This is a genomic window from Acinetobacter sp. IRS14 (genome assembly GCF_034650275.1).
Lineage (GTDB): Bacteria > Pseudomonadota > Gammaproteobacteria > Pseudomonadales > Moraxellaceae > Acinetobacter > Acinetobacter oleivorans.
Window position 1 is genome coordinate 106,973 of the sequence record NZ_JAOVFN010000004.1, and the last position, 18,794, is coordinate 125,766.

Annotated in this window: 19 protein-coding genes; 8 read left to right on the forward strand and 11 right to left on the reverse strand. The window is 38.3% G+C overall.

Features of this window, described 5'->3' with window-relative positions:
- Nucleotides 1–25: 25 nt before the first annotated feature.
- The 4 genes from cysD to lysS all read right to left on the reverse strand — a co-directional run bounded on the left by cysD (nucleotide 26) and on the right by lysS (nucleotide 4,477).
- On the reverse strand, nucleotides 26–934 hold the full coding sequence (cysD, locus tag ODQ17_RS05600) for a sulfate adenylyltransferase subunit CysD (RefSeq protein ID WP_000140408.1): 909 nt from the start codon (nucleotides 932–934) through the stop codon (nucleotides 26–28).
- A complete protein-coding gene (locus tag ODQ17_RS05605; protein WP_002117520.1) occupies nucleotides 927–1,058 on the reverse strand; it encodes a hypothetical protein in 132 nt (43 codons plus the stop codon). Before ODQ17_RS05605 ends, cysD begins: the two co-directional genes overlap by 8 nt.
- A gap of 254 nt (nucleotides 1,059–1,312) precedes the next feature.
- Nucleotides 1,313–2,761: a capsule assembly Wzi family protein gene (locus ODQ17_RS05610; protein ID WP_151987209.1), complete on the reverse strand. Its 1,449-nt coding sequence runs from the start codon at nucleotides 2,759–2,761 to the stop codon at nucleotides 1,313–1,315.
- Between the two features lie 186 nt (nucleotides 2,762–2,947).
- Nucleotides 2,948–4,477 carry a lysine--tRNA ligase gene (gene lysS, locus ODQ17_RS05615; protein WP_004793971.1) on the reverse strand — a complete coding sequence of 510 codons (1,530 nt, stop codon included), beginning with the start codon at nucleotides 4,475–4,477 and terminating at the stop codon, nucleotides 2,948–2,950.
- Between the two features lie 258 nt (nucleotides 4,478–4,735).
- Here lysS and ODQ17_RS05620 point away from each other — a divergent pair, with 258 nt between their 5' ends.
- Entirely contained in the window at nucleotides 4,736–5,224 is a 489-nt protein-coding gene (locus ODQ17_RS05620) for a YqiA/YcfP family alpha/beta fold hydrolase (protein ID WP_322902302.1), read from the forward strand.
- 51 nt (nucleotides 5,225–5,275) lie between these two features.
- On the opposite strand, the gene ODQ17_RS05625 is transcribed toward ODQ17_RS05620, so the two are convergent.
- Nucleotides 5,276–5,716, reverse strand: a complete 441-nt coding sequence (locus ODQ17_RS05625; RefSeq protein WP_005303353.1) for an SRPBCC family protein — start codon at nucleotides 5,714–5,716, stop codon at nucleotides 5,276–5,278.
- A 435-nt stretch (nucleotides 5,717–6,151) separates the two neighbouring features.
- Between ODQ17_RS05625 and rubA the strand changes: the two genes are divergently transcribed.
- The 4 genes from rubA (at nucleotide 6,152) to oxyR (ending at nucleotide 9,504) form a co-directional block, all read left to right on the forward strand.
- Nucleotides 6,152–6,316 (forward strand): rubredoxin RubA, encoded by a 165-nt coding sequence (gene rubA / locus ODQ17_RS05630; RefSeq protein WP_000760495.1) that lies wholly within the window; start codon nucleotides 6,152–6,154, stop codon nucleotides 6,314–6,316.
- Between the two features lie 94 nt (nucleotides 6,317–6,410).
- Nucleotides 6,411–7,592, forward strand: a complete 1,182-nt coding sequence (gene rubB / locus ODQ17_RS05635; protein WP_322902304.1) for a rubredoxin reductase RubB — start codon at nucleotides 6,411–6,413, stop codon at nucleotides 7,590–7,592.
- A 52-nt stretch (nucleotides 7,593–7,644) separates the two neighbouring features.
- Nucleotides 7,645–8,589 (forward strand): esterase EstB, encoded by a 945-nt coding sequence (gene estB, locus ODQ17_RS05640; protein ID WP_005303349.1) that lies wholly within the window; start codon nucleotides 7,645–7,647, stop codon nucleotides 8,587–8,589.
- 6 nt (nucleotides 8,590–8,595) lie between these two features.
- Nucleotides 8,596–9,504, forward strand: coding sequence for a LysR family transcriptional regulator OxyR (oxyR, locus tag ODQ17_RS05645; protein ID WP_004793979.1), 909 nt, complete (start codon nucleotides 8,596–8,598; stop codon nucleotides 9,502–9,504).
- 29 nt (nucleotides 9,505–9,533) lie between these two features.
- On the opposite strand, the gene ODQ17_RS05650 is transcribed toward oxyR, so the two are convergent.
- Entirely contained in the window at nucleotides 9,534–10,124 is a 591-nt protein-coding gene (locus ODQ17_RS05650) for an SPOR domain-containing protein (RefSeq protein ID WP_199942644.1), read from the reverse strand.
- Between the two features lie 57 nt (nucleotides 10,125–10,181).
- Between ODQ17_RS05650 and ODQ17_RS05655 the strand changes: the two genes are divergently transcribed.
- A complete protein-coding gene (locus ODQ17_RS05655) occupies nucleotides 10,182–10,310 on the forward strand; it encodes a hypothetical protein (protein WP_081399186.1) in 129 nt (42 codons plus the stop codon).
- A 59-nt stretch (nucleotides 10,311–10,369) separates the two neighbouring features.
- Here ODQ17_RS05655 and ppk1 read toward each other — a convergent pair whose 3' ends face one another.
- Both ppk1 and mtgA read right to left on the reverse strand, forming a co-directional pair.
- Nucleotides 10,370–12,451 (reverse strand): polyphosphate kinase 1, encoded by a 2,082-nt coding sequence (gene ppk1 / locus ODQ17_RS05660; protein WP_005303345.1) that lies wholly within the window; start codon nucleotides 12,449–12,451, stop codon nucleotides 10,370–10,372.
- A 105-nt stretch (nucleotides 12,452–12,556) separates the two neighbouring features.
- Nucleotides 12,557–13,234 (reverse strand): monofunctional biosynthetic peptidoglycan transglycosylase, encoded by a 678-nt coding sequence (gene mtgA, locus ODQ17_RS05665; protein WP_004793982.1) that lies wholly within the window; start codon nucleotides 13,232–13,234, stop codon nucleotides 12,557–12,559.
- Between the two features lie 76 nt (nucleotides 13,235–13,310).
- Between mtgA and ODQ17_RS05670 the strand changes: the two genes are divergently transcribed.
- Nucleotides 13,311–14,120 (forward strand): rhomboid family intramembrane serine protease, encoded by an 810-nt coding sequence (locus ODQ17_RS05670; protein WP_322902308.1) that lies wholly within the window; start codon nucleotides 13,311–13,313, stop codon nucleotides 14,118–14,120.
- A 1-nt stretch (nucleotide 14,121) separates the two neighbouring features.
- Here ODQ17_RS05670 and ODQ17_RS05675 read toward each other — a convergent pair whose 3' ends face one another.
- Both ODQ17_RS05675 and ODQ17_RS05680 read right to left on the reverse strand, forming a co-directional pair.
- A complete protein-coding gene (locus ODQ17_RS05675) occupies nucleotides 14,122–16,581 on the reverse strand; it encodes an ABC transporter permease (RefSeq protein ID WP_322902310.1) in 2,460 nt (819 codons plus the stop codon).
- Nucleotides 16,582–16,584: 3 nt separating this feature from the next.
- Nucleotides 16,585–17,277 carry an ABC transporter ATP-binding protein gene (locus tag ODQ17_RS05680; protein WP_151766855.1) on the reverse strand — a complete coding sequence of 231 codons (693 nt, stop codon included), beginning with the start codon at nucleotides 17,275–17,277 and terminating at the stop codon, nucleotides 16,585–16,587.
- A gap of 44 nt (nucleotides 17,278–17,321) precedes the next feature.
- Between ODQ17_RS05680 and ODQ17_RS05685 the strand changes: the two genes are divergently transcribed.
- A complete protein-coding gene (locus ODQ17_RS05685; protein ID WP_151766854.1) occupies nucleotides 17,322–17,945 on the forward strand; it encodes an arylesterase in 624 nt (207 codons plus the stop codon).
- Between the two features lie 35 nt (nucleotides 17,946–17,980).
- Here the strand turns inward: ODQ17_RS05685 and ODQ17_RS05690 are convergent, their stop codons facing one another.
- Nucleotides 17,981–18,595, reverse strand: a complete 615-nt coding sequence (locus tag ODQ17_RS05690; RefSeq protein ID WP_004793989.1) for a carbonic anhydrase — start codon at nucleotides 18,593–18,595, stop codon at nucleotides 17,981–17,983.
- Between the last annotated feature and the right edge of the window lie 199 nt (nucleotides 18,596–18,794).

Sequence of the window (18,794 nt, forward strand, 5' to 3'; positions counted from 1 at the left end):
AAACTCCACAAATTTAGAAATTGTCTTAGAAATAGCCTTCTTGCTTTTTCTTTTCCATTGAGCCCGCTTCATCATGGTCAATCATACGACCTTGACGCTCAGAACTCGTGGCTAAAAGCATCTCTTGGATAATTTCAGGTAACGTATCTGCTTCAGACTCAACTGCACCAGTTAATGGATAACAGCCAAGCGTACGGAAACGTACAGACTTCATCTGTGGAACTTCACCTTCTTTTAAACGCATACGTTCATCATCAACCATGATTAATGTACCGCTACGCTCTACTACTGGACGAACAGCAGAGAAATAAAGAGGAACGATTTGAATATTTTCTAAATAGATATATTGCCAGATATCCAACTCAGTCCAGTTAGATAAAGGGAATACACGAATACTTTCACCTTTGTTCACTTTACCATTGTAAAGATTCCAAAGTTCCGGACGCTGGTTTTTAGGATCCCAACGATGTTTACTATCACGGAATGAATAAACACGTTCTTTCGCGCGTGATTTTTCTTCATCACGACGTGCACCACCAAAAGCAGCATCAAATTGATATTTATCCAAAGCCTGTTTTAAAGCTTGGGTTTTCATAATATCTGTATATTTTGAACTACCATGATCGAATGGATTAATTCCAGCTTCACGACCTTCTTTGTTCTGATGAACGATTAAATCAAAGCCATGCGTTTTTGCCATGTTATCGCGAAACGCGATCATGTCTTTAAACTTCCAACCTGTATCTACATGCAATAAAGGAAATGGAAGTTTCGCTGGATAAAATGCTTTTAATGCAAGGTGAAGCATTACCGCAGAGTCTTTACCAATTGAGTAAAGCATGACTGGATTTTCAAATTCAGCAGCAACTTCACGGATAATATGAATGCTTTCAGCTTCAAGTTGCTTGAGATGTGTGAGTCTTGATTCAGTCATGAACACGTCCTTCTCTATCCATTTTGCCCATAAAATCTAGAAGTAGTATTAAACCACCACCTAGAAGACCATGTGGAGGAACGAGTGCCATAACAACTCCAATTTTTCGTGATAGATAATCCAACCACAAGCCTTTATATGGCTTATAGCATTAGTTATGCATTATAGTGATTTAAAACCAATTCCTTTTGCTTGTTTTTTCATATTGATATTCGATTTCATCATATACGTGTAATATGCTGATTCACTTGCGTAACTTTGCAATCGTAGCTTGTGTAGCCAACTTAAGCAAATCATGTTCTAGTCTTTAGATTTCTCTAAAAACCATAAAAAAAGAGAAGCTTTGATCGCTTCTCTTTAGTAAAACATGATCTATTCTTAGAAACCGAACATTTTACGTTCTAATGGAATTTCAATTCCAATAGATGCACCTGCGTCATTACCTTCTAGATCAGAATCACTTACCCAGCCATTAATTTTTAATGGAAGATCAGGTTTGATGTAATGCGTCCAAGTTAAATCAAGGGCTTTGATTTCATCGTCTTTAGGGAATGCTTTATTGATTGCCAAGTTAGATTGATTAACTTTAACCACCATTGCACGACCACTTAAACGGTTCATGACATCAAAGCGGATATCACCACCCACTGAGTACATTTGTCCATCACCACCCATCGCGTGGCCTAATGGGTAACCATGTTGGTAATAGCCATCTTTATATGTTGCATTATGAGCATAAGAGATACCTCTTACATCACCATTAGTTCGTGTATCCGCCCATTCTGCATAAAGTTGATAAGGCAAGTTATTGTAGCTAGATGAATAGTCCACACCTGCTAAGTACATTTTCTTAGAAGGTAAACCACCAGCCTCATCCTCACCTACATATTGTCCATATATGCTAACTGGAACTTGGAATAGCGGTTGTAATAATAATCGGCCATCAAAGCCAGCAATTTGGTTAGATGGATCTGGTTCCCCCGTTCCACCGTTATCTTTATTGCCGACAAATGCATCCCATAAAGAACTAAAACTTTCAGGACGTCCATCACCGCCCCATTGAATAGCACGCGATGCACCCAACTCAATATAGGGTAATGGTTGTGCAGTTACACGCAATCCAATTAACTTTGCGTCTGGGACTGCTTTGTAGTCATCTAATTGACCAGCAAAAGCTTGGTATTGCCAAGGTCCAATCCAAGATAACCATTTTGTATCAAAAGCATTTTGCACAGCACGTTGTGCTGTTACACCATAAACTGGGCGGCTAGCATCACCACGAATTAAGCTACCATCATGGCCAGGACCCCACCATGTTGGAATTTGACCCGCAACTATCCACTGATTCCAAAGTTTACCAGCAACATATGAGCCTTCAACATTCACATCTTGCCCATTATCAATTTGTGGATCTTTTTCTGCATTTACTCGGATTTTTGCATCCCAGTTTTCACCACCAGCATTAAACTCTAAAGAACCTTGATATTGAGCTTTTTGGTTATCACCGAATGCTTGCGGAATATTTTTGCTATCGGTCTCAGCAAAAGCGCCCACTTTAACCGTATCGTTATCTGCTTTTAATGCATCAAGAACTGAATTAATAACTTTTTGTTGAGCTGGATGCGTCACTTGCGCTTGAGAGAGGGCTCTCTGGATTTCATCACCACTTAACGGCCAAGTTGAGGTGCTAATCTTGATAACACCTTGTTGATTCAACCAATTTAAGTCTGTACGTAAGTCCTCATTATTTAGCACTAAACCTTGTGCAAAAATAGCGGATGAAGCAGTTGCCAATATTGCAATCGAAAGTGTTTTTCTTAGAAACATGCCAGCCAATTCTCAAAGTTATTTATGAGCAACACCTTAAATTTTTTATCACAACTTTGCAATTGTTAAACTGTGCAATTACATTTTTTAACGCTATTTTAAGATTAGTGTAGATAGGTAAGTTTTTGAGATATAAAAGTAATAAAAAAAGGCAGTATAAATACTGCCTTTTTTGCCTTTAGAAGATTAACCTTCTTTACGGCGCATATGAGGGAATAAAATTACATCACGAATACTTGGAGCATCGGCAAATAACATCACCAAACGGTCAATACCGATACCTTCACCTGCTGTAGGTGGTAAACCATACTCAAGCGCTTCAACGAATTCTGCATCGTAATGCATTGCTTCATCATCACCCGCGTCTTTTTCAGCAACCTGAGCTTGGAAACGTTCAGCTTGATCAATTGGATCATTTAACTCGCTGAAACCATTTGCCAATTCACGGCCACCAATGAAAAACTCAAAACGATCAGTAATATGTGCATTGTCATCATTACGACGAGCGAGTGGAGAGGTTTCAGCTGGATATTCAGTAATAAATGTAGGCTGACGAAGTTTGGTTTCAACAGTTTCTTCAAATACGATCGTTTGAAGCTTACCTAAACCAAAACCTGGCTTAACTTGTTCTTTTAATTCTTCACGAATAAATTGAGCAAGGAACTCACGGTCACCAACATTTTCAGGCGTAAATTGTGGGTTATTCTCTAAAATCGCATCAAACATAGAGATTTTCTTGAATGGTCCTTTGAAGCTAAACACTTCACCTTGGTAAGGCACATCAGTTGTACCCAAAATATCCAAAGCCAACTTTTCAAGCATGTTTTCAGTTAATTGCATCAAGTCTTTATAATCAGCGTAAGCTTGATAAAACTCGATCATCGTAAATTCAGGATTGTGACGCGTTGACACCCCTTCATTACGGAAGTTACGGTTAATTTCAAACACACGTTCGAAACCACCAACAACCAAACGTTTTAAATAAAGCTCAGGTGCAATACGCAAGAATAAAGGCATATCCAAAGCATTGTGATGTGTTTCAAACGGACGCGCAGACGCACCACCCGGAATCACATGCATCATTGGCGTTTCAACTTCCATGAAACGTTCATTGTTTAAAAATGCTCGAATACCTGCAACAACTTTGGCACGGATTTCAAAAGTTTTACGTGTTTCTTCATTCACAATTAAGTCAAGGTAACGTTTACGGTACTTAACTTCTGTGTCATTTAAGCCATGGAATTTATCTGGTAACGGACGAAGAGATTTTGTAAGAAGTTCAAAACCTTCAAGATGAACATATAAGTCACCTTTTCCTGAACGTCCGATATAACCTTCAGCAGCAATAATGTCACCAAGGTCTAAACCTTTAATAGTCTCAAGAATATCTTTTGGTAAACCTTTACGATCAACATATAGCTGAATACGACCTGTCATATCTTGAATAACCATGAAAGAACCACGGTTTAACATGACACGACCAGCCACTTTTACATAGACATGCTCAGCGCTTTCAATTTGTTCTTTCGACTGATCTTTAAATTGTTCTTGTAGATCAGCTGCGTAGTGTTCACGCTTAAACGTATTCGGCCAAGGACTCTTTCCAGTTTCCTTCGCAACATCTTGGATTTGCTTTAATTTGGCATGACGCTGTGCAATTAAATCGTTTTCGGAAATAGTTGGTTCAGAAGTCGATTGAGCGTTTTGTTGCGTCATCTCTGCCTCGATTAAGTAAAAATTAAGTGCTATATCCTAACAGATTGCGGAAGTTTTTCGAATGATTTCAATCAAACAAAAATGAAAAAAGACAATTTTATAGAACAAAACACTACTTTTTAAAGGCAAAGTGACTTAGACCAATCGCTAAGATCATTTTTTAAAGCATTTAGTAAAATATAAAAAAATCCAAATAACCTCGATATTCAAAAGGCCCGATTTGCCTTTTATTTTATCAATGAGATTGTGTCGTAAATAATGAAAATTCTATTTTTACATGGCTTGGATTCTTCCCGGGAATCGACAAAGTTCCATGCCATTTTACATCCTGAAAAATTTTGTATTGACGTAGATTATCGTAACTTAAGTTATGCATCTGTTGAGTACTTTTACCATCAGGCTATTCAGACGATCAAACCAGATTTATTGGTGGGCCATAGCATTGGAGGCTATTGGGCTCTAAAAACTGCTGCTCAACATAAATTAGCAGTGATTGTGGCAAATCCAAGTCTTACCCCTAATTTTCGGACAGACTATCCTCAGCTCTCTGAAGATGAACTCATGCTCTCTAATCCTAAAATGGCCTATTTAGAATTAGGAGATGAGCAACTTGATATGTATCAGGTTCAAGAAAAACTTGCACCCTACATGAATATTGAAACGTTTGAAGGTGGACATCATCGCTTAGCCTATCCTTCTCGAATTAATGATCTGATTATAAAAATTTATAAAAAATATTTGGCCTAGATTTATATCGATTGATTATAAAAACAGGTTTATATGTGATTTAAAGAAGCTTTATTTCGCTTCCGCCATTTTTTTAACCACATCAAAACCTTGAACGAAGCCACTTTTCAACATGCCCATATATTCGGGTAAAGTGGCCAATTCAACTTTTAAAGTGGTTATATTATCTTTTTGGTTTAGAAAATATTTTTCTTGAGAACCACTCCAACCTTTAACTTCTTCACTTTCTAAATCTTCTTTACCCTCCTTAATCATTCCTAAATGTTTAAAAATCAATATTTCCGGTTTTTGCATTTGTTCAATGGTAGAAACCATCCCATTTCCTTCACCATCAAGAAAATAGGTTTTTCCACCTACTTGCCAATCAGTACGCATTGAGGAATCTGGTGCAAAAAATTTCGTCCAAGCGTTATAGGTTTCGCTATTCCAAAGTATGTCCCACACTTTTTCTATAGGAGCATCAATTTCTACTTCATATACTAAATTTTCCATATTTCACTTCCCTGATTTATACCGTCTTAATGACAGCAAATTTTAATTTTCGGTTTTAATAATGACATTCTGTAGCATCGTAGTTTGTTGTTATTTAGCTTTCATATGAGATGAATTTTTTAAATAATTTGGCACTCTTTATTTCATGATATTTTCACAAATAAAATTAACTGTAAGAATGTATTAATTATTATTAGTTTATGGCGAATTTTTGCCTAAATAACCACTTATTTGTCCTAACCTGCCATTCATCTTTGCTTACGAATGATTAAACTCCGTTATTTACTTTACTTTGAATGTAGAACTGCGTAAAAATTTGATATCCGATCAAAGGCACATTGGTTATTATTGACCGGATCGTAGTTACATTATTAATAGATGGAATAGTTTTACTGAAAGGCAGCTTTGAGCAAACTTATCAGTGCGGAGAGTCTCATGAAAAAATATCAATGTATCGTTTGTGGATGGATTTATGACGAAGCGGAAGGTTGGCCACAAGACGGCATTGCAGCTGGAACAAAATGGGAAGATATTCCTGATGACTGGACTTGCCCTGATTGCGGCGTTTCAAAAGCTGACTTCGAAATGATCGAAATCTAAGAGCGTAAAGTAAAAGGCCATGATTGACATGGTCTTTTTTACGAATATTACCAATCACCGTATTAAATAAATAATTCTAACTCTGGAGAAAAAAATGCATCCTATCGTCATTATCGGATCAGGCATGGCGGGTTATACCTTGGCACGTGAGTTCCGTAAGCTTAGCCCAGAGCAAGAACTTGTGATGATTTGTGCGGATGATGCAGTGAACTATGCAAAGCCAACATTATCAAATGCATTTGCAGGTAAAAAAGCACCAGAACAAATTCCTTTAGGTGATGCTGCTAAAATGGGCACTCAACTCAATATGCGTATTGAGCCTTTTACTTTTGTAAAAGAGATTTTAGCTGAAGAGCATGAACTTGTTCTAGAAAGGGATGGTGTAACGTCAAAGCAACCCTATTCAAAACTGATTTTAGCCGTAGGTGCTAACCCAATTCGCCTTGCAATTGCAGGTGATGGTAGCGATGACATTCATGTCGTGAACTCATTGATTGATTACCGCGCTTTCCGTGAAAATCTGGCTCAGCGTAAAGATAAACGTGTTGTTATTTTAGGTGCTGGTTTAATTGGTTGTGAATTTGCCAACGACTTACTGCATAGTGAATATGACATTACTGTGATTGATTTAGCTCCTCAACCATTGGGTCGTTTACTTCCAGAACATATTGCTTCTGCTTTCCAGCAAAATCTTGAAGAAGCTGGAGTAAAATTTGCACTCGGAACCACAGTTGAAAAAGTAAGCAAAATTAATAATGGCGAAGACTATGCGATAACACTCGCAAACGGACAAACATTGGTTGCGGACCTTGTTCTTTCTGCGATTGGTTTACAGCCAAATATTTCACTTGCTAAAAGTGCAGATATTCAAACGAGCCGTGGAATTATTACCAATGGTTTATTGGAAACAAATCAAGCAGACATCTACGCAATTGGGGATTGCGCAGAGGTAAACGGTACTTTACTTCCATATGTAATGCCGATTATGCAACAGGCTCGTGCTCTCGCTAAAACACTCAGTGGACAACAAACTGCTGTGCACTACCCTGCTATGCCAGTTGCAGTAAAAACACCAGCAGCTCCACTTACAGTTTTGCCAGCTCCGGTTGATGTAGAAGTGAACTGGGAAACAGAAGAGTTCGACGATGGTATGCTTGCCAAAGCAATTGACAATGAAGGAACATTGCGTGGTTTTGTATTGTTAGGTCCAACCGCAGGTAAACAACGCTTAACTTTAACAAAGCTTGTTCCAGATCTTATTCCAGCCCAAGCATAAGGTTTGTATCAGGAATACTCGTTAGAGGGTATTCCTTTAAGGAATGAATAACATGAATAGCGCCTTACAGTTTAACATTTCACCGTACACATCTTTCATGCAAGAAACCAAAGTCAACTTAGGCAATGGAATTGAGTTGCATGTAGAAGTTGGTGGAAAGCCAGAGCATCCAACCATTTTGCTAATTATGGGTCTTGGCGCCCAGATGCTTTTTTGGCCAGATTTTTTCTGTAAATCGCTGATTGATCAAGGATTTCGTGTTATTCGTTTTGATAACCGTGATATTGGCCTTTCTTCAAAAGTACGTCACGAAGGTAAACGCTTAAATACTGTCAAATTGATGGGCCGCTTTGCACTTGGACTTGCTAATCAGGGTGCACCATATACACTGCATGATATGGCAGATGATGTATCCATGCTGATTGATCGTTTAGGCGTGAACAAAGCGCATGTAATTGGTGCATCAATGGGTGGGATGATTGCTCAAATTCTTGCAGCAAAATATCCAGAAAAGGTTGAGAAGTTAGGGCTTATGTTTACAAGCAATAACCAGCCTTTTCTACCACCGCCTTTTCCGAAACAACTTTTGAGTTTAATTGGTAAACCCGAGACACGTGACGAAGAAGGTATTGTTAATCATAGTTTAAAACTATTTCAATTGATTGGTTCACCTGGTTATATCAACCAGATTGAAGCAATACAAACAGCGCGTAAGCTTTATCAGCGTAGCTACTATCCTGCTGGTGTACTTCAACAGTTTTTAGCAATATTATGTACAGGCTCTTTACTACAACTTGACCGTGAAATTAAGCAACCCGCTTTAGTCCTACATGGCTCTCGCGATCGCTTACTTCCGCCTAGCCACGGTAAGGCTGTAGCAAAAGCAATTTCCGGTGCTAAGTTTGAATTAATTGATGGAATGGGGCATGATATCCCTGCACATTTTATTCCACAACTTAGCGGTTTATTTGCGCATCATTTTAAATCATCAGACTAGGACACTATGGCTGCATTACCCTCATTAAGACAGCTATCATATTTAGTTACGTTGTCGGAAACTTTGCATTTTACTGAAGCAGCACGCCGCTCTTTTGTCACTCAATCGACTTTATCAGGCGGCATCATGGAGCTTGAACGGTTATTAGGTGGCGTTTTGGTAGAACGTGATCGCCAGAATGTGCGTTTAACACCTTTAGGTGAACAAGTCGTTGCTCGCGCCCGTGTACTACTAGCAGATGCTCAAGATTTAATGCGTTTGAGCCGTGAAATGAGTGAGCCGTTAACGGGTGATTTGCATTTGGGTGTTATTCCAACAATTGCACCTTTTATCCTGACACGGTTACTTGATGAAGTGCATCAGCAGTTGCCTAAAATTCAGCTGCATTTGCATGAAGCACAAAGTGAAAAAATTGTAGAGCGTTTAGAACACGGTAATCTAGACATGATCGTTCTTGCTCTACCGTTTGACACTAGAGGCCTAAAAGTCGCTGAAATTTCGAAAGAAAATTTGTACCTTGTATGTAGTAAGCAAGATACAAATGCTCTTCAAGCCAACTCTCTAGATGATCTTGATTTATCAAGATTAATTTTGCTTGAAGAAGGTCACTGTTTACGTGACCACGTTTTAAGTGCATGCCCGATCGGTGAGCGTAAAAACGACAACCGTTTAAAAGCAAGTTCTTTACCAACGTTAGTTGAAATGGTTTCTTCTGATTTAGGCTTTACGCTTTTACCAGAAATTGCAATTGAAAATAGTATGATCAAGTTTAATGATCAGATTACTGCAAAACCAATTGAAGATGCTCCGAGCCGTACTTTAGCTTTAGTGACTCGTAAAAGTACACCATTGCAAAGTGAGTTCGATGTATTACTGCAAATTATGCAGAAAATCACGACAAGAATACATGAATAAAAAAAGGAGTCTTCGGACTCCTTTTTATTTTATTGTGGCGTTAAGGATGCCCACTTAAACACCCAAGCAGATGGCATATTCAAACTATTATCAGCAATAATTTTTTCTCTAATAATTTGTGCAATGGCATAGTCATTTGCAGGGTCGACCATGACCCGTATGCCTTTAGTCGTTGCACTGGTTACAACCTTGTACCCTTTTGCTTCTAATTGCGACTGAACAGTATTTGCCTTATTTTGATTAGATGCTAGCGCAACTTGTACCATCCATTTCTTTTCACCATTTTCCAAGATTTCTTTAGCGACAGCTGCATCAAGTTGCTTTTTACTGTCAAAATTTTTCTTTTCTTCTATTTTCTTGGTGTGGACATCTTCAACTTTCTTTTGGGCTAAAAACTCATCTTGTTTTGGTTTTCTCTTTTGGATGATTATTTTTTTATTTTTCTCTCCACTTTTGTTAGCTTTATCATTAGAAGGATTTACAAAATAAGGATATATCGCTTGATCATCAAATCTTTGAAATACGATGATATCTCCATAACACTTCTGATCTGCGTAAGCGGTCACTGGTATTATCCCCAAAAGTATTTTAATAAGTAAACTTCTAATAAAGCATTGCATCTTATTCATTTACCAAAGTTAAGTATATTTAATGCGGCGTATTAAAGTAGATTTCTCGTGATTTGTATATTTTTAAAATTCAATGTTTTATGTAAAAAATCACATATTTTCAAAACATATTGCAGTGCTTCAAATTATTATCGTTTATCCAGCAACCATTTAGAAAAACTAACTAAATTACTTTGAATTTCAGTCAATTAAAAAAGCCGACAAAATGTCGGCTTTTATTTAGTCTTGAAAGTTCATTATTTAATGATTTCCAATAATGCTCTTTGAGCATTATGCAATTTTTCCCCCTCAGCTGGCTCAGCACGAATCCACGTACCATCACCTTGTAGCAGCCAAGCCTGTTGATTATCTTGTAAGTAATTTACCAAACCTTGTTGATAAATACGTTTTTTCAATGCAGGGTCTTCAACAGGGAAACACGCTTCTACACGATTAAATAAATTACGGTCCATCCAGTCTGCACTTGAACAGTAAATACGTGCATCGCCATTATTACTGAAGTAATAAACACGAGTATGCTCAAGGAAACGTCCTACAATTGAACGTACTCGGATATTCTCAGACAGGTTCGGCAAACCTGGACGTAAGCAGCAAATCGAACGGATAATCAGGTCAATTTGAACACCCGCTTGAGAAGCTTCATACAATTTATTGATTAACTGGACTTCTGTTAATGCATTTACTTTAACAATGATCTGAGCTTTACGGCCTGCTTTAGCATTGGCAATTTCTTCATCAATAAAGTTAATAAGCTGAGCATGTAAGGTAAACGGTGCATGTAATAGCTTTTTCAATTTCGCCATTTTGCCCATACCGGTCAACTCTTGGAATATACGGTGTACATCTTCACACAGATCTTTATCTGTGGTCATGAGACCATAATCGGTATAAATTCGGGCATTCATCGCATGGTAGTTACCCGTTCCTAAATGAACGTAACGCACCAATTTATTATTTTCACGGCGCACCACCATAATCATTTTGGCGTGGGTTTTATAACCTACAATACCGTAAACAACCACCGCCCCCGCTTCTTGTAAAACGTTTGCTACTTCAATATTTGATTCTTCATCAAAGCGAGCACGTAATTCAATAACGGCAATAACTTCTTTTCCATTACGCGCCGCTTCTGCCAAAATTTGCACAATTTCAGAATCAGCACCACTACGATATAACGTCTGCTTAATTGCTAATACTTGCGGATCGCGAGCAGCTTCACGAAGTAGCTGAATTACAGGAGCAAAAGATTCAAACGGATGATGCAGTAAAATATCTTGCTTCTGCATTGCCGAGAAAATACTCTCGGTCTTTTTAAACACTTTAGGCACAACTGGCGTATGCGAGTCATAACGCAAATGAGGACGTTTAAAGTTTGAAACCAGACGAGCTAAATTTACTGGGCCATCAACTTTATATAATTGCTCATCAGTTAGATCGAACTCTTCCAGTAAGTACTCATAAATATGCTGTGGGCAGTTATGGGTTACTTCCAAGCGAACTGCACGACCAAAACGTCGAGAACTTAATTCACCTTTTAATGCTTTAGCTAAGTCTTCAACATCTTCATTTAGTGCCAAGTCTGCATTACGTGTAACACGGAATTGATAACAACCAGTTGCTGTCATTCCTGGGAATAAATCAGACACATGTTCATGGATAATTGCCGATAACATTACATGATGTTCTTTACCACCTGTTAATTCGTCTGGTAGGCGTACAACGCGTGGTAATGAACGTGGTGCAGGCACAACAGCCAAATCAATTTGACGACCAAAAGCATCTTTACCTTCAAGCGTAATAATGAAGTTCAAGCTTTTATTAACAAGTCGAGGAAACGGATGTGCTGGATCTAGACTAATTGGGGTTAATACAGGTGCAACTTGTTCCTGAAAATATTTTTTCACCCAAGCAGATTGAGCTGGAGTTAACTCACCACGACGTAGGAAGCAAATATCTTCTTCACGTAGTTTAGGTAAGATTTCCTCATTTAAAATTCGATATTGACGCTCAATCGCAGCATGAGCAGTTTCAGAGATTTTTTGTAAAACCTGCCTTGGGGTAAGACCATCAGGGCTACGACTTTCATTGCCTAGAGAAAATTGTTCCATCACTCCCGCAACTCGAATTTCAAAGAACTCATCGAGATTACGCGAAAAAATGAGCAAGAAATTCATTCGCTCAAGTAATGGATGTAAAGGGTCTACCGCTTGCTCCAATACACGCAAATGGAAGTCAAGAATAGACAATTCACGATTTATATAACGGTCATTATAACTGTATTCTATGGGGTTCGTTGTTGCTGTAATCGCTGTATTCATGTCTAACTCTATTCTCTATCCAGCCAAAATCTCTATAAACCAGTATGCTGCAAAAATATGACAATTTGGTAAAAACTAAAAAATTTACACATCTTTAAAACAGCTTTATTCAGGAATCTGGGTGCTATTCATATAACGTAAAATAACGCGTTTTCTATATTGTAGTTTATGATCGTTACGGTGATCTTGATAATATTTCGGATCAGGCAATAATGCGGCTAAGAAAGCGGCTTGTTCACGCGTTAAGCTTTTAGCACTTTTACCATAATAATGATGAGCGGCTGCTTCAACACCGTACAAATTTTTTCCAAATTCAACTGAGTTCATATACACCTCAAGAATTCGGCGTTTTGACCACATCCGCTCCATCATCCAAGTCGCGACCGTTTCTTGTCCCTTACGAATAAATGAACGTTTGTTGTATAAAAACAAGTTCTTTGCAAGCTGTTGAGACACGGTAGAACCACCCGCAACTACTTCACCCTCTTCATTATTTCGCTCAAGGGCAAAACGGATACCTTGCCAGTCAAAACCATGATGATGGATAAATTTTGCGTCTTCGCCCGCTAAAATTGCATGTTTAAAATTATCGCTAATATCATCATAGTCAAGCCACTGATGGACAATTGGCTCTGATGTATCAGACCAATAATCAATTCGCATGAACATGGTCGTATCCACTTCATGTGTCCGCCACCAGACTAAACTCGAAAAAATCCAAAGTTGAATAAGGAGAATCGCCCCAATAAAAATTAACAACACGCGAACAATAAAAGCTTTCATGTTCGTCCTGATCTCCTGTATTCAACTTTTTTCATGTTAAGCTGTAAAGCATGTTCATATATAACAAAAGCATAGCATGACTCAATATCAGCCTCCGCACATTAATCGTAAACTCAATGTACAAACTTGGTGGCTGACCGCCCTGCTCATCGCAATCAATGTAGGTTTGTTTGTCTGGCAAATTCTATCTGGTGTCGATATTAGTGACCCAGCCATGAAAGATGCTATTCATTGGGGAGCTGATTTTACACCACTTACTTTTTCTGGGCAGCCTGAACGTCTGTTTACCAGCATGTTTTTTCATTTTGGTTTAGTCCATCTCATGCTCAACATGTGGGCCTTATATATTTTCGGTAATGTTGCCGAGTCACTATTTGGTCGCTTCTATTTTATAGGCATGTATTTACTTGCTGGTTTATTCGGGAGTCTTTTAAGTAGTTATATGACCATTCAAAATGGACATGAATTACTGCAACATTTTGACCAGAGCTTACTTCCTCATGTCAGTGCAGGTGCTTCAGGCGCCGTAATGGGATTAGGTGCTGCGTTAACAGTACTTTCCTTATTTCCACCCCTTCCGCATCAAGCCTACATACTCGATAAAAAAGCATTATTAATGATTATGGCAATCAACCTTATTTTTGGTTTTGTCGCAACTGGTATTAATAATGCCGCACATATTGGCGGCATGATTATTGGGGCATTTCTTGCACTGATGTGGTACTTAAGCTACGTCAGTAAGTTTAAAAGTGTGCTCAAGATTTTAGGCTTGTTAGGCGCAGTAATCATTACGGGTAGTTTTTATATGTACTGTGTACAACTCAACTCACCCTTACTTCCGCTATGGCATGAAATCATCATCCAAAACCCCGGAATTATCCCTTAAGTTACAGCTGATTTAATTCTCTTAAGCTTTGTAAAGGCGGAAAATTACAGAGATAACCAAGTCGATAACGACCTATGAGCGCACAGATCAGCATCATGCCAAGAGGTAAAATCAGCCATATTTCAAAATGCCACTGTATTGCCATATTCATTTTATAACTAGCAATCGCACTAATCACTTCCGCAAAACAGCAGGCAACTATGCCTGCTAACAGACCAAGAAACCCAATCTCAAAACTGAGCATTTGCTTCATTTTATTTTTAGATAAACCAAATGAGCGTAGTAAAGCAACCTCACGGCGCCTTTCATCCATTAATAGGTTTAAACATGCAATCAGTACCAATACGCCTGAAAAACCGACCAACGCTGCCAGTACAGTCACTATTTTGACCAAGACATTCATTAAGCGTTTTACTTCATCTAAAATTCGATCAACATCAATAAATACTGTATTTGAAAATTGCTGAATAATATTGATCATTTTTGGTTGGTCTTGCTTAGGTACATAAAAACTGCCTAAATAACTTCCAGCATTTTCATCTAAAGTTTTAGGAGAAAAAATAAAGAAAAAGTTAGGGCTAAAGCTTTCCCACTCTACACTCCGAAAATTCACAACTTTGGCTTGTAATGTACCTTCGGGCAGGCTAAAGGTTAGCTTGTCTCCAATTTGGATTCCTAAACTTTCGGCAGTTTTACTTTCGACTGAAACTTGCCCCACGCCATTAAACTGAGCTTGTCCTTTTGTAATTGCGTTGTCATTCGGCAATTGATTTGATTGCGTTAAATTCAATTCACGACGCAAAGAGTTATTTTGTTTTATGGCTTCCTCTGAAAAAGGTACATCATTCTTTGCTACCAGTCGGCCTCGGATATTTGGATATAACGGCGTGCTTTGCCAACCATGTTGCTTTAACTGTTGCTCAAAAGGTTTTAAATCGAATGGAGGTAAACCATATACAAATTGATTCGGGGTCCCTTCAGGAAGCTGTTGCTGCCAACGCTGTAATAAATCTGTTCTTAATACGCTTAATACTGTAATAAGGCTTAAGCCTAAAGCCAGTGCAGTAATTTGTAAGGCACTTTGTGAGGGTGAACGAATATAAAAAGACAAACGATTTTTCATCTTTTTTAAACTACTAAGCACGAGCCAAACAACGGTATACAACAAAATACAAAGCACGATAATCGCAGCCAAAACCATAATGCTGAGCATCAAGTTTTCACTCAACACCAAACTAAAAACAATCAGACTGCTTATGCCAGCAAAAAACATAAAGAATAAAGATTTTCGAGATTTGGCTTCTTCGCGAATCACCCGAATTGGAGGTGTATTTAAAAGCTCCCAAATGCTTGGCAAAATAAAACCAAGCAGCACAATTACACTCGTAAAAATAGCGATTGGTAAAGGTCCAAGTAAAAGCGGTATTAGCGAAAAACTTAACTCTAATTGAGGAATCAATTGCAGCATAAGTTGCAGCAGGCCATACCCCATTACTAAACCTAATAGACTGCCCATTACAATTGAAATCGCACTGACAATGCAAAGCAATCCAATATAGGCCCATAAAATTTGGAACTTACTAGCTCCTAAACATCTAAGAAGTGCAATATGATCTTGGTTTTGCTGAACATATCTTTGACTCGTTAAAGCGATGGCAATTCCACACAACAAAATCGTTAAAATATTGGCCAATTGCAAAAAGGTATCTAGGTTTTCAAGCGGGCGTAATAACCGGCTATTTGATTCACTCGCATCACGCAAACGTAGACCCGCCGCTTCATCTGCTTCTTTAAAAGGTTGATGCTGTTGCTTAAATTGCTTTGAAAATGCCTGAACTTGTTCAGGTTGACCAGACATTAACAGTCGATAATCGATTCTACTGCCAGTTTGAATTGCATGAGTTTTAGCAATATCAGTTTGATGAATAATCACGGTAGGTGAAAAACCTGAAAAACCGAGCTCTTGATTTGAATCACGCACAATCACGCCGCTAAAACGGAAGGTACCGTCAGCAATAGAAACAATATCTCCTCTTTTTACTTTTAATAAGTCCGCCGCTCTTTGACTTAGCCAGACTTCACCAGATTGAATCGCTTGAGTTTTTGGCGCAATTTCAAGCTGTCCTCTGAGTGGAAACGCAGGTTCTATCGCTTTTACATTGACCATGACAAACTGATCTTGTGTATGAGCCATAGAACTAAATAGAGTGACATTGGTTTGCTTTAAACCAAGCTGCTCTGCTCTTTGTTTCCATGGCTGTTCGATAGGCTCGTTATTCGACAGAACTAAATCAGCACCTAGCATTTGCGAAGCTTGCAGACTGACTGCATTTTTAACTTGGTCATTACTAAATTTCAGGGCTGTGGTTGCACTAATCGCAAGCGATAGAGCAATAATGAGTAGATATAATCCACCCGTACGAAAACTTTGTAGCAAAAGTGGTTTTAGAAGATTACGCATAATTTAACCACCCTGTACTATCTTTAGTCGGCCATCATCTAACTCAACATGACGCTGACAAAGAGCGGCCAAATTACGATCATGAGTCACTAAGATCAGAGTCGTACCTAACTCTCGGTTTAAATCAAAGAGCAAACTTTCAATTTCTTGTGCTGTCTGGCCATCTAAGTTTCCTGTCGGTTCATCTGCAAAAATAATTTGTGGTTCTGCAATAAGAGCTCGTGCAATCGCTACACGTTGTTGCTCCCCTCCAGATAAGACTTTAGGTGTTTGTTCAACTTGACGACTAAGACCTACTCGATGCAACCAATCTAAAGCTTTTTTCTCTGCGGTTTTATAATCAAAATCTTTACGTAACCGTAAAGGTAACATCACATTTTCAAGCGCACTCAACTGAGGTAAAAGTTGAAAAGACTGAAATACGAAACCAATATGCTGCATTCTGATTTGGGCGCGTTGCTCCTCTGTTAGCTGATGAACAGCTTGACCGCACAACCAGACTTCACCTTCAGATGGTTGATCTAAAGTTGCCAAAATTCCCAATAATGTTGATTTACCTGAGCCAGAACGCCCAGTAATTGCCACCTGCTCCCCTTCAAAAATCTCTAAATCGATATCTTTTAAAATCGTAAACTGATTTTGGTTAATCTGAATAGTTTGTGTAACTTGATGGGCAGCAATGATGGGTTGTGGCATGATGTAAAAAGTCCTATGTATTCAGAATCAGGGTCGAAGTACAAATGTATAAATCTTTTTTGATTGGTTCTAAAAGCATCATGCTCATCTCATTAAGTATGCTGCCTATGCTTGTATCGGCGAAAACTATTTTAATTTTAGGAGATAGTATTAGTGCCGGTTACGGAATTGATCCCAAACAAGGTTGGGTACAATTACTGCAAAAACGCTTAGACCAACAGTATCCCAAACAACACAAAGTGGTCAATGCAAGTGTTAGTGGAGAAACAACCAGCGGCGCTTTAGCCCGACTACCTAAGCTATTACAAACTTATAAGCCAAATGTGGTCGTGATTGAATTAGGTGGAAATGATGGCTTACGTGGTCAACCACCTCAAATGATTCAAAAAAATCTGGATCAGCTCATTCAATTAAGTCAGAAACAAAAAGCCCAAGTTATTCTTTTTGGCATGAAAATTCCGCCAAATTATGGGACTGCATATAGCAAAGCTTTTGAAAATAACTATAAAGTTGTCAGCCAAAAATATCAGGTGAAATTACTACCGTTTTTTCTTGATGGAGTCGCAGGTCAAAAACAGCTTATGCAAAATGACTTGATTCATCCCAATGCTCAAGCACAGTCAAAATTACTTAATTTAGCTTATCCATATATAAAAGGTGCCCTGTAGGCACCTTTTAGTTTTAAGCATTATTATTAATATAATCAGAAATCAAAGAAGGTTACTTCACCAGTTTCTAGCGAATATTCTGCACCTACAACAATCAACTCACCTTTTGCAATCAGGCTCTCTAATACAGCCGAACCATGACGTAATTGATTGACCGAAGCAAAAACGTTTGAACGTACCGCATGACATGAAAGTTTTTTCAAATCATTTTTTAAATCAGTCTGCATTAAAATTTCAACTGACGGACGAACACGGTTCACAATCGACATTAAGTTAGATGATGGCGGGTGATCAGGATTCATTAACGTATCAATTGTTGCTTGAATAGCGCCACAATGGCTATGCCCCAATACAACAACAACTGGACAGTCATAGCGTTCTGCCGCGAACTCAACACTACCGACTTGTGAAGGAGCAACCACATTACCAGCAACACGGATTACGAATAAGTCACCAAGACCTTGATCAAATACCATTTCTGCTGGAACACGTGAATCTGAACAACCTAATACAATCGCAAACGGATTTTGATCCTTTGCCATTTCAGCACGTTCATGATGCGATAAGGTTTTTGCAAGGGAACTATTTCCATTTACAAATCGTTGATTACCAGCTTTCAGACGATCTAAAACTTCTTGCGCAGTAGGCATTTTATATTTCCATTGTTTTTTCAAGGTTGGAAATCATTTTAATGTGTCAAAATTTGAATGTCACTGACAAAAAATTAAATCATTTTCCATGAAAAAATTTAAAAATACGATCTCTATTTGAATGTAATGTTTATCGCAAATTCCTTACTGTTTAGCGAAAAAATAGACATACTTTGGTTCTCGGATTGACTATAATTTT